This window comes from Ferroacidibacillus organovorans (assembly GCF_001642725.1).
Classification (GTDB): domain Bacteria; phylum Bacillota; class Bacilli; order Alicyclobacillales; family SLC66; genus Ferroacidibacillus; species Ferroacidibacillus organovorans.
In genome coordinates this window covers 1-11,822 of sequence record NZ_LSUQ01000068.1, presented here as the reverse complement: position 1 = coordinate 11,822, position 11,822 = coordinate 1, and the positions used below count along the sequence as shown (strand labels likewise).

The 11,822-nt window shown below is 45.4% G+C and carries 9 protein-coding genes and 1 pseudogene; 7 read left to right on the top strand and 3 right to left on the bottom strand.

Annotation, left to right across the window (positions count from 1 at the left end; translation table 11 throughout):
- A partial coding sequence (locus tag AYW79_RS13710) for an IS1634 family transposase (protein ID WP_156493909.1) occupies nt 1-604 on the top strand: 604 nt, incomplete at its 5' end.
- Nucleotides 605-1,020: 416 nt separating this feature from the next.
- On the opposite strand, the gene AYW79_RS13705 is transcribed toward AYW79_RS13710, so the two are convergent.
- Entirely contained in the window at nt 1,021-2,250 is a 1,230-nt protein-coding gene (locus tag AYW79_RS13705; protein WP_067567032.1) for a TIGR02391 family protein, read from the bottom strand.
- Nucleotides 2,251-2,897: 647 nt separating this feature from the next.
- Nucleotides 2,898-3,287 carry a PDDEXK-like family protein gene (locus tag AYW79_RS13700; RefSeq protein WP_067567030.1) on the bottom strand — a complete coding sequence of 130 codons (390 nt, stop codon included), beginning with the start codon at nt 3,285-3,287 and terminating at the stop codon, nt 2,898-2,900.
- 448 nt (nt 3,288-3,735) lie between these two features.
- On the opposite strand from AYW79_RS13700, the gene AYW79_RS13695 reads away from it, so the two are divergent.
- The 6 genes and pseudogenes from AYW79_RS13695 to AYW79_RS13670 all read left to right on the top strand — a co-directional run bounded on the left by AYW79_RS13695 (nt 3,736) and on the right by AYW79_RS13670 (nt 10,807).
- Nucleotides 3,736-4,275 (top strand): DUF2321 domain-containing protein, encoded by a 540-nt coding sequence (locus AYW79_RS13695; protein ID WP_067567028.1) that lies wholly within the window; start codon nt 3,736-3,738, stop codon nt 4,273-4,275.
- 190 nt (nt 4,276-4,465) lie between these two features.
- Nucleotides 4,466-5,356 (top strand): hypothetical protein, encoded by an 891-nt coding sequence (locus AYW79_RS13690; RefSeq protein ID WP_067567026.1) that lies wholly within the window; start codon nt 4,466-4,468, stop codon nt 5,354-5,356.
- On the top strand, nt 5,356-8,811 hold the full coding sequence (locus tag AYW79_RS13685) for a DEAD/DEAH box helicase (RefSeq protein WP_067567024.1): 3,456 nt from the start codon (nt 5,356-5,358) through the stop codon (nt 8,809-8,811). The genes AYW79_RS13690 and AYW79_RS13685 overlap by 1 nt, the downstream gene beginning before the upstream one ends.
- Nucleotides 8,812-9,525: 714 nt before the next feature.
- Nucleotides 9,526-9,681, top strand: a pseudogene (locus AYW79_RS15385) (DUF255 domain-containing protein); the annotation flags it as partial.
- 257 nt (nt 9,682-9,938) lie between these two features.
- Nucleotides 9,939-10,253, top strand: a complete 315-nt coding sequence (locus AYW79_RS13675; RefSeq protein WP_067567020.1) for a type II toxin-antitoxin system prevent-host-death family antitoxin — start codon at nt 9,939-9,941, stop codon at nt 10,251-10,253.
- Nucleotides 10,253-10,807 carry a putative toxin-antitoxin system toxin component, PIN family gene (locus AYW79_RS13670; protein WP_067567018.1) on the top strand — a complete coding sequence of 185 codons (555 nt, stop codon included), beginning with the start codon at nt 10,253-10,255 and terminating at the stop codon, nt 10,805-10,807. The genes AYW79_RS13675 and AYW79_RS13670 overlap by 1 nt, the downstream gene beginning before the upstream one ends.
- A 16-nt stretch (nt 10,808-10,823) precedes the next feature.
- Here the strand turns inward: AYW79_RS13670 and AYW79_RS13665 are convergent.
- A partial coding sequence (locus AYW79_RS13665) for a recombinase family protein (protein WP_067567016.1) occupies nt 10,824-11,822 on the bottom strand: 999 nt, incomplete at its 5' end.

Below are 11,822 nucleotides of genomic sequence, written 5' to 3'. Positions count from 1 at the left end.
TTTTGGGGTGGTCAACTTTTCAGTTGTCAAAGAACGCCCACGTGGTCAACTATTAAGTTATCAAACACATACGCGAAACGAAGTCGCGCTGTTGAAAGAATCGCTTCGTGACGGTAAGTTCGTGATCAAGACCAACACGACGCTTCCTGCAGGAGAGGTGGTCACCTCGTACAAGACGCTCATGAACGTTGAGCGGGCGTTTCGGGAGATCAAGAATTTTCTGGATGTCGGGCCAATGTACCACTGGAATGAGAAACGGGTACGCGGTCACATTTTCATTTGCGTGCTGGCCTATCTGTTTGAGCAAGAGATGCAAGTAATGTACCGACGTGCGTGGGATCAACAAGTACAAGAGGTGCAACGGGTATCCGATGAAGAGGAACGCGCGATCCGACAAAAGGATCTAGAGGATCGTCACTACACCGGGGAATGGATCGTCAAGGAACTAAGGCGATGGCATGTGCTGAGGGCGGAGTTTCTGGGGAAAGAATTCCTGAGCGTTCCCCCGGCGTCAGAACGATTGGCCGAAGTTCTCAAGATGCTGCAAATCCCACTCCCCGCAAAGACGATCCATCTTCGCGATATCAAAGCCGAAGCAAAATAAGATCCGATCAAGCGAACGTAGCCCTGTGAGAACGGGGCTTTTTGTGTTGTAGGGCAAAATAGGGCCTACAAACCCGCGTCGTGACTGGGGTACTGTCAAAGATGAGGTAAACTACTCCAGATGAGAGATTAGCAAAGATTAATTCAATATATTTACTTTTGTTCACATCCTTCAGCTTAAAAAGTATCTTCTCTACAAACATTTAAAGCTTGCATGCGAAATTCAATCAAAATAGAAGGGAAATCTGTAAAACGACTATTTGCAGTGCATATGACTCGGGTAAAGCGATGCCTTCGAATGCACAAATGGATTTGAATCGTGACAATTAGCCACGGTGAATTTCTTTGAGCATCAATATTGGCTAAGTAGACCGGTTAAGCCGCTTTCAGTTGCGAAAGAAGGAGTGCGCAGGGATATCAGAAGGGCAATTCATCCTCCGAATCCTTGTGAGGCTTCTCACTTTCTGTTTCTTGGTTGTCAAAATATTGTTGGGTGGATGCAACTTCATTGCCGAATACAGCTCTTGTCTCGTGATCACCAATCGCATCAATTAAAAATTTAAAATGTTCAAATGTATTTCGGTCGTGGTAGGAAAGAGACCTCTTTATTCCGTATATCAACGCCAAGTTTTTTGTTGATTCACTACCGAATACAACACGTTGATAATGTTCAATAACGAAACTTCGGATGTCAGGATCTTCGTCGGACAATTTGTGTCCAAGTATTGTTAATATTTCTTCCTTTGTTTCAAAGTAGGTAACAGAATTTGTGCCGAAAGTCGATAAAACACCTTGCTGATTACAGTGATATTCCCATGAGTCATTATCAAACGGATCAGCATATTGACCAACCATTTTCGCTTGTTCAAGCGACTTTTTGACCATGTGTTCGATTTTCAACCTCGTAATTGGCACTAGCAAACTCCACTTCTCGGGTGGATAGATACTTAGAAACATCCTTAATTCAGTGTTGTCGGCACACTGAAGCAACTCTTTATTCAAGTTGTAAATAAATTCATCGCATTCATCCGATGTGATACTTTCCATAAGTTCATTGATGAGATTGTTCAATTGGTTCTCTCTAGCCCTCTCCCTGAATCTAAAGATATTCACCAGCAATTCATATTTCTTCTTTTCAGGGATTTCCTGAAGAACAATTTTGGAGTACTCCTTGGAATTGTTGAAATTCTCATCAAAGACAAACTCTAGCCAGTCTTCTACTAGTGATGGTTGTTTCGAATTACGAACAAAATCGAGAACATAGCTGACAAATTGTATAATCGTATCGGCGACTTCCTTGTTATCATTGTACCTTTCGTGTGCTCGGGGATTACGTACAGCTAGACATAGTCCTTTTAACAGATAGCCGACCCCTGCTTGAATATCCTTTTCGGTCTGCGTTTGTAATTTATTGATTTTCAATTTAGGACTCTGGCCCAGAAACGCTTCATCCATCAGTTTGGTGTTGTCCAGACTTAGACCGCTTTTTTCTCGCACAATCTCATTAACGTACTGCAGTGAGTTAGTTATCGAATTTGTGTAGCTACCCCTTTCATAATTGTCCCGTGCAACACTCCATACGTCTTCACTTACTAATGTTGTGATTATCGTTACGTTTTTTTGGATTTTGGTTGACAGCTGTTCCAATCTCCTCGCTCCTCATTTTAGCCCTCTTGTATGAAATGCATCCCTTTATAAAATCAGCCTACCCAATCTAGACTTTCGCTCAATTAACCATGTTTGGTGGTCTTATACGATACTTTCTGGCGTTAGGAATTTCGAACCCTAACTGTCTTCCAACATTATACGGCGCTCGGGACAAGCTGAATAGCCCAGGACCAGTGCGACTCCGACTCTTCAGCAATTCAAGCCAACTATAATTTGAATTAAACACAAATGTTCAATTTACGTGTTGAGCATCAAACTGATCATGTGAATCCTCATGTCGGTGCTTTTTTCGTGCTTTTAGTAAAATGGATTCGGGATCATATCTTATTTCGGTGATTTTTGAAAGTAGGATTTCGAGATTTGAAAATTGAATCGGTTCACACATGAAGCATCTCCATATCTATTACAGCATGCGACATAAACAGTGAAGAATAAAGTAAGGGACACCCTATACAAGATGGGCTAACACTTCCCTATGTTGGGGCCAGTGAATATTTTTCAAACGCGAAATCACCGTCAGGAGATTGGTAAATTTCAGTTCAAACAGGCAAGCGAGACTTCACTTTCATGTCCTCGGCAAGATATTTGTTGTATCTCTCCTTGGGATACTCATATTTTTCCTTTGTTTACTGGTCTGTCTTGGTTCCGTTGAACCAGATTGATGTTTTGCCCGCATTTTTCCCCTTCTTGTTGGTGACGCACTCCAGCAAATATTCCTCTGAGGACATCATCCACATCCATTGAAGTCTTTCTAAGTAGAAGATGAAATAATAGTTTTCCCTAGGCTGGTGAGATATCGCCGCAAATAGCGCTCCGTCTCCCATTGTTATATCATAGCCTCGAGCCTTTATCTGAATTTCAATGAATGTTCCGTCGGATTTGCGGACGACTGCATCCACCGCATTATCGTCAACGAGCGGTACATAAACGTCTAATCCTTCTTTCAACATCAGACCGATAATATAGTATTCAACACGCTTACCGAATCCAGCCGAGTGTCGGAATGATACAGGCATGGCGTCCGATTCACCTTTCCAATTCACTTTGATGTCAATTGTGGGACAAGTCCGTCTTTGGTCGTCATCATCACCATCCGGTTTTCCATGACGCAATATTTCAAAATGTCTACATTACGCAGTGTTTAGGAGAATCTATTGCTATTCTTCCGATGAGTTACTCCGATGTACTTCTGTACATGTTATCAGATAATTGGGTATGATAGGTAGTGCGGTTCGGGGGTAATCTTACCGAAGAGTTCGGCAAATCCTCATTTAAGGACGAGATAGAAAAAGTGAATGAGAAAGTCACGGAATATCTGCAAGGCCACGAATAGTATCCACAGAACACAGAATCACCAGTAATCGAAAGATTTACAATTAAGTGTGAGACCGCCGCCGTATCTTCGGATGTGAGTTTGAAGTGACTTACATTTAGAAGTAGGCGTTCTAAGGAGGATACTGAATCATGGGCAAATTCGATGTTGCACAGGTTTGCTTGAATGGACATCCGACAAACAGCACAATGATTGAGTCACCAGAGTTTAATAAAAGCTTCTGTCCAGTATGCGGTGCGAAAACGATAAATGCGTGTTCTGCGTGTAATCATGCAATTCAGGGAGAATACAAAGTAGAGGGAGTCGTCGATCTTAGCTATGTATATGATCCAACAGCATTTTGCCAGTCTTGTGGTGAACCCTTCCCATGGACTTCGAGACGTATTAAGGCGGCTATTGACCTCGCCGAATCTGAGTTGGAGGAAGCCGACAAGGAAGTGTTTGAACAGAACGTTGGTGAGTTGGTTACGGACTCTCCACAAACGAAGGTTGCCGCTGCTCGGATAAAGAAAATCCTTACTAAAGTCGGAACTACGTTTGGAGAGTCGATTCGAGACATTCTTGTTGACGTAGCCAGTGAAACGGCGAAGAAAATAATCTGGGGACAGTACAGGTATACCATTTGTTATGAGTGTTCTCGCAGACTTATTTTGCGGCCACAAGACCTTTGAAATAAATCCACTGTGGCATAGCAAGTAGCAGTTCCCTTTGCGCTATAATACACTTGGGTTAGGCAAATAACCCTCTCAGTCGTTTAAACCCTAGTTACATAATTTAACTTCCGCATATCGTCCCAAGCCGGAATGTGTTCCCAATACTTTTTATAATTTATCCCTAAAGAGGAAAAAAGGGGCACAAAACGTGACTGCAGAAAAATCCATACTGAATTTAACAGAAAAAATAGAATCAGCAATGAACGAGTCAATTCTAGCTCTTCAAAGCTTATTACGGATTGAGAAGTACGAATCTTCAACCCACCATACCGTAATCGTAACGGGGTGGGACAATGATCGTGACTCCAAACACTTGATCGCACAGTATCTCGTTGGCCTAAGGGCGTCAGCAATCGACTGTGCACTGAATATAAAAGCGTATTTGCTGGAGGACTCCGACGTGGGCAAAGTTGATCTGCGTGGGAGCGTATCAGAAATAGTTGGAGCATCGAATGACTCTTTAACTAAAGTTCAAAAAAGAGATGAGCGAAACCCCTGGTTGGCTGAAGCAATTTGGCATCTTTGTTTAGTTCTTGCGAACAAGAAGCCTGAAATTCATCCGCCCGGAAGGGTGATTGCGGTAAAGGATGTCCACGTTAAAGCTAAGGACCATGGGCTAGACGGGCTTGCGTTGTATGTGAATGATCAAGGTATCGGTTTATCTGTGATTGAATCAAAAGCGTACAAAAATGACCCTAGCCGGGCAATTGAGAAAGCAATCAAATATTTCAAGGAAATTGATGGGGATAAGCACACCACGAGAATTCGCCAGGATGTCAACGCAATGCGGATTGGTTTGCCGCGAGATGTCCAGGAGCAAGTAAGGGGACTCTTTTGGAATAAACTCCGCACATATATGCCTAACCCTCACTACGATGCTGCAACCATTATGGATTGGACCCAGCCTCATAATGTATTCTCCCGCCATTTGTCCGTAGACAAGGAATCTATTATTGTCATGCCACATATAATTCGGGACTTCGATAGATTTTTTGAAGAGATATCAGACTTGATGAGGGAATTTGTGGAGGGATTGTAATGTTTGACAGCTATGCTCAACAACTGCTTCGGCAATTGCCAGACTTGCCTGGACTGGATTCAAATGAGTGCCGACGATACTTGTCTAAAGCGTACTTTTATATACTCAGACAGAAAATCCAACTGGGGGAGGTCAGTGCTGAAGAGGATTTAAATTCTTTTTCTGAAGTGGTTAACTACCTTAGGAACCTGGCAAATACGCTTGAAACCATCGCAATATTCGATTCTTTAAACGGTGTTGATGTACCATGGGGTGTGAAGAGGTCATGTGCGTTCGTGGCGGCAGAGGCATTGTCGCTATTAAAGTTCATGATCAGTGGCCGGGCAATTGGAGAAGAGACCGATTCCTTCAGGCTGGAAAGCAACTATGTATCACTTGAATCCGCTCTTCTCTATATGTTTGGTGGGTATGATGTCAACGCCGTTAGCGTAATTGCGGATCTTGAATATATTGGAGCAGGTAGCTCACCTGTTGAAGAGAGCGCCAACCAATTAATTACCTATCTTCTACGTCTATGTCGCGGGGATGTATATCACTCATCTTTTCCTGAGGTCGATGATGTAAATCTAATCGATCCCGATGCACGAATGACCTACGGGCAATTAATTGACGATATTCGTTACCATTTATACTCCGAGTTAACCCGCGGAATTTCGTTGTTCTTGAATTGGCTAGCGGGCATTGAAAATGTCAGCTTAGACACAGCATTCTCAATTCTGGAAAGAGTACATCGCTCTGTGGGATCACAGGAAACCAGTAGGAATACGGAATTTGCAGACATCTATCACTTTTCTAGCATCCTCAATGCAACAGTTCGTCTTCTAAGCGAGCGGGCTGTAGTTCACGCTGTACCCGAACCGGTGTCGGACGACGGGGAGTTTCTTGATGATTTTCGGAGTTATTTACGTGCACGGGCTCGTGGAACAGACGACCAAAGAGGGCGTCCATACTTGTGGCCAACTGCATTGGAATACATAGAAAAATGTCTGCCTGGGCCACAAGTAGATGCTGTGATTGCTATGCCAACGGGAAGTGGTAAGAGTTTTGTAGCCGAATTGGCTATCACACATGCTTTATCCAAGGGATGGGTCCTGTATCTTGCTCCCACCAATGCATTAGCTCACCAGATTCGCCGTGATCTGAAAGCGGCACTGCATGCCATGAAGGACGTTGAAGTCCGTGCATTTGTTGGTGGAGGTGAATATTCGCAGCTTCAAGATGCCGACGAATTGATTATAGGTTCGGACGTTGTTGTCATGACACCGGAAAAATGTGCTCTAGTCCTAAGACTACAACCGGAAGGTTTCGAAAACTGTGCATTGTGTGTTTTTGATGAATGTCATCTTCTAAATGATGAGGGAAGAGGTTTGGCGGCAGACATTGTCTTGGCCGAACTGATGAATGTCGCACCTAATATTAAGTTTCTTTTGATGTCAGCCATGATAAGTAATCCAGAAGAGCTGGCTGAATGGCTGAGGTCAGTTCACGATCCTGGTGCGGTGGAGACACCGATCAAATGGAGACCGTCACGAACCTTACGAGGATTGGTCATTTTGAATACCGAGACGCTCAACGACTTATTCAATGAGGCTAGGCAGCAGGCGAACCAACTTAAAGGAAATCGAAAAAATGTTAATTTCGAGATCCCCCTAGCTTTATTAGTAGGCCTTTCGGGTGCTTGGACACATGACGGTCCTGAAGACTACTTGTTGCGTGGTTTTCCAGCAAAGTTCCCGGTAAAAGCGACTAAGGGAAAGTCGAGACCAGAATTCGAGAGTTGGAAAAACACCGTATCACGATTGGTTGCCGAACGGTTTGCCCAAGCTCAAATACCAGTTATCAACTTCATTCTCTCGAGCAGGCATCATGCTTTCAGTAGTGCAGTTCGGTCGGCAGAAAATTTGCCTTTAATAAACAGAGTTGAAGAATTTGAGCCCGTTGTACAAGCTTGGCTTAATATTGCGGATGCGGAACTTGGCGTACCGACGGTTCTTTGGGATTTGTTTGGAAAAGGCATTGCGGTACATAGCAGCGCGATGTTACAGGTAGAGCAGGCTACTAGCGAGAGGATGTTTGTGAATCAACGGTCAAAATTGATGTTCGCAACAGGAACTCTTGCGCAAGGGCTTAATTTACCGGCCGTCGCGGTGGTGATTTCCGGAACGTCCCTTGGAGACTCCAGAGACGAAGTTGACAATGTATATGGCCTGTCAAGGATTAATTCGTTAATTCTGAATGGATTTGGGCGTGCTGGTCGCCCTGGATTTTCAAATCAGGGAATAGGACTCTTAGTATCTGATCATCCATTTGGGGCACCTGTTGGACAGGAAGTAAATGGGGGGCGTGCATTGGATGACTATCCTGTCATGGGAGAGCAGGATGCATCTGTTCAAGTTCACAGCCCACTCGAACGGTTTATATCTACGGTAGCCTCGGGTAGCTTTAATCCGCAGACAGCATCTAACTCGGAACTTGCACTGACTTCGTTACTCGTAGAAGGTGGGGAAATTGATACTGGTAAGACACTCTCAAAGACACTAGGGGCCTTTCAGGTTTATCGAGGTCATCAAGAACTCTGGCTAGATAGTGCGCGCGAGCGAATCAAAGAACTTCGTGACAACTTTTTCATGAAGCCGGAATATCCGGAATGGCTAAATTCGGTGGCGGCGGTTTCCAGTATGGATTTTTTCCGTGCTAGTCGAATGCTCAGTGCCTATCTCCGTAGAGGAATACCGAATCCAATCGAATCTGCCCAATTTTCTTTGCTCGATTGGCTGGACATTTTCGTCGAAGTTTTGGCTCATATGCCTCCCAACCGATTCAATCATATTCTTCCGGACGAATCGTACAAAGGACAGACGGTGCTCAGGAAAATGCGTGATGAAATTGGAGAAGGACGATATATCGACGAGCCAGACTGGAATTTGCCGCAAGGTTGGATGTCTCTATGGCATGAATTGCGCGATCTCCTCAAGTTGTACATGGTAGGAGCAACATATGCAGATATAGCGAAAAAGTACTTGTCCAATAGCAAGGACTCGGTTTCAAATGGCCGCAGTTCAGGAGCAAATCCAATACCTGCGGTGTTTAAACTTGTTAGGACTGTGTTTGAACCTTTGGCTCTCGACGCAGGGTGTTTCGTTGCGCTGAATGAACATCTTGTCTTTTCGAGCGAACAATCTGGGAGGGTAACGGATGAATTACAAGCACTACCTTTGTGTATTCGCTGCGGGTGTGACTCACTTGGAACTCTCTCGTGGTTTCGATTTGGTTTTAGACAAAGGACGTGTGCCCATGCGCTTCAATCCAAGGCACCAGTACCCGCAGATATGGCAAGTGAGGAGTTACGCTCCATGTGGGTCAGGCAATCCCGGAGGGAATGGCTTAGTGGTGGATGGGGTGAGGAAATGCTATTGCGCAATGCGCGGATTATTGTTACTAGTGGAGTCGAGTGAATACTATTTTGTAGACATTGTTAAGCAATCAGAAGCATTTCTGGTTCTTGTTGGTTCTTGCTTCGAATTTTACGTATAGAATGGTCTCTATCCACAAAAGAAGAGACATGGCTGCGAGGATTATATTTGGGCCGATTATCCAGAAAAGTCGGATGTGTCAAGATATCTTCAAAACGGCGCACATGGTTTGAAAAGTATGTAGCGAAAGGTGATGAGCATTGTGGTGGTAATTCAGAGTTTGAAGACTCAAGACGGATACCAATTTACAATCGCCCACGATCCTGAAGGGGTCTTATTAGACAGAGACGTTCTGAGTGTATCCGTGACGCATGAAATGGCAACGAAGCTGTGGGATAGTGCACAGAGGGAAAATCCAAATATAGTAAGGGAATTTGTTGCTTCTCAGTTTGGGTTACAAGATGAGATAAGTTGTCGATTTGTTGATGAACATCATAGAGAGATTAAAAGGGCACCTAAACTTTAACAAGAGATGCGGTGAACACCCGGGTGCCAACAAAACTTTTGAAGTAGATTGAGGAATCTCAGAGAAGGCTGTTTGTAAGGGTTTGCAACCGCGAATTCAATGACAAGATGAAATCGGTAAGGAACCACATAACCAGACGTATAGGCATCGGCTTGCTATGAGCCGATGTTTTTTCTGTGGTGGGGGTATAATGAATTAATGAAAGTCATAAGCAAGGGAGTTTGATTCCGATGTCAGATAACAGACCGAATCGTTTGATACATGAAAAATCTCCGTATCTTCTCCAACACGTGCACAATCCGGTCGATTGGTTTCCATGGGGCGATGAGGCGTTCCAGAAAGCCAAGAGGGAATCTAAGGCTGTGTTTCTCTCAATCGGCTATTCGTAGCCCTTCGGAGCTATGAATAGTAAACCTACAGATAGAGTTTCCTATGCCGACTTGTCACTGATAGCGGGTCCATAAACTACTCCAGATGAGATAGTTTCAAGAAGTAGAGATATTTATTTGCATTTGATTACTTTGTACTACTTCCCTTCACTTTGAGATACCTCTCTCCGCGATTTCCTACTCGCATAGCACAATCTGTCATGTTATAATTGGCGTACAAAAGGGTACGATGACGTACGGGATGGAGTGGGGGCATGAAAGAGCAACAGGTTATGAAATCCTCAGATGTAAGGGAACATTGGAGCGAAGTCATCAATTTGGTGTCGCGGGATCAGGCGCGAGTGGTTGTAGAAAAGAGCGGTGTCCCAGTTGCTGGTCTGGTGAGTCCGGATGATTTGGAATGGTTGAAGCAGCGTGACAGTCGTCTGGTGGACCTGCGCCGTGTGATGGATCAAATGCGGGATGCTTTCGTTGACTTTCCGGAGGATGAGTTCAACAAAGAAGTGGAACGCGCTCTATCGAGCGTACGCTCAGGATCAGCCGAGCAAGGTACTGAGGGAGAGGCATAATGCGGGTCGTATTGGACACGAATATCTTGGCTTCAGCCATTCGAGCCGGACGTGGACCGATTGCGGACATTCGGGAAGCGTGGCTATCGGGGCTATTTCATCTGCATATATCGAAGCCTATTCTGGATGAATTGGAGCGGACCTTGGCGAACCCTTATTTCTCGTCGCGGCTGAGTCGTGAACAGGTTGGCTTGTTTGTCATGAGTTTGAGAGCCACTTCAGTCGTTCATCCGATCCCACTGTTTGTACCCCGAGTCGCAAGTCATCGGGAGGACGATTTTATTTTGGCAACGGCGAAGGAGGCATTGGCAGATTTTTTGATTACGGGCGATAAGCGACTTCAAGCGCTGCAACATCACCATAAAACCCGAATCTTGCCCGCTCAACCGTTTTCCGATTGCTTACATGAAATCGCGGAAAATGATGACCGGCTTCGTGTTGCTGACCGCGAAGCCTCTGAGCGCGGCGTTTCGGTGGAAGAAATCATCATGGAAATTCAATCGGCGAAGTTGCGTACCATCGAGAGCTATAAGAGTTTGAAAGGACTTCAGTAGGCGCAAAACGCGCGAATCATCGAAACTTCACGTGAATATCGATGTCATCCCAGTTTCGCCTGTATTCGATCCGCTCAATAATCAACTTCATAAGCCGGTTGCGCTCTTTTACGTCGATGGCGGTTGTCCAGGACGCTTTGAGCTCATCAATCAACTGCAGCCGTTCGGCGTGGATAAGGGGCGAGCAGCCGTCAAGGCTCTCCTTCAATTGCTCGTACTCGTTCTCTTTTTTCACAATCAGATCCTTCAGGCGTTCCAGCCGCGTTTTGTACTCCGCTTTATTCACATCGCCCATCACGAATAAGTCCTTGAGCCGATTGACTCCGTCCCGTAACGATTCGAGTTCTCGTTCTTTGGTGTGCAGCAGATGCTCCGTTGGGAAGTCCGATTCGTTGGTCTCAACCGGCGTTTTCAGTAGTTCCGCCTCGTGTTCACGCAAACTCTCCATCACCGCTTTTTCCACGTGTTCGAGTTCGATCCCGCGATTGCCACAACAATTCCCGAAGGCATCCGTCTTTTGGCACTTCTTCACGAGTGTGCGACCGTTTGGTTTCGGCTGAAACTGTAGGGAGTAGCCGCATTTGCCGCAGTGGAGTAGGCCAGAGAGCAGATAGGTGCCACGACGGGCGTGCTTGGGCTGAATCCGGCGGCTTTCGAGTAGGGTGACGATTTCCGCATGTTCCTCCGGCGTTTTGATTGCCGGGTGCGCGTTCTCGACGACGATCCAATTTTCGCGCGGGATCACTTTGAATGGCGCAGCTTTGCGTTTCTTGTGCAGCCCACCGCTGGTCTTGCCGTACACGACGCGACCAAGATGCACTTCGTTCAGGATGAGCCGGTAGAGCACGCTTTCAGACCACAGTTTTCCTTTCGGTGACTGGATGCCCTGGCGGTTGAGTTCCCAGCAGACGCCGCTACACGTGGTACCGCTCAAAATCCGGTGCTTTATGAAGTTGTAGACATCCAGTTTCTCGGGATCTACATCCAGGCTGTGGGCTTCTGAGTTATACACGTA

Coding starts and splice junctions, on each gene's coding strand:
- AYW79_RS13700 (WP_067567030.1), bottom strand. CDS start 3,287: ATGCCTGTATCATTCCGACACTCGGCTGGATTCGGTAAGCGTGTTGAA.
- AYW79_RS13695 (WP_067567028.1), top strand. CDS start 3,736: ATGGGCAAATTCGATGTTGCACAGGTTTGCTTGAATGGACATCCGACA.
- AYW79_RS13685 (WP_067567024.1), top strand. CDS start 5,356: ATGTTTGACAGCTATGCTCAACAACTGCTTCGGCAATTGCCAGACTTG.
- AYW79_RS13675 (WP_067567020.1), top strand. CDS start 9,939: ATGAAAGAGCAACAGGTTATGAAATCCTCAGATGTAAGGGAACATTGG.
- AYW79_RS13670 (WP_067567018.1), top strand. CDS start 10,253: ATGCGGGTCGTATTGGACACGAATATCTTGGCTTCAGCCATTCGAGCC.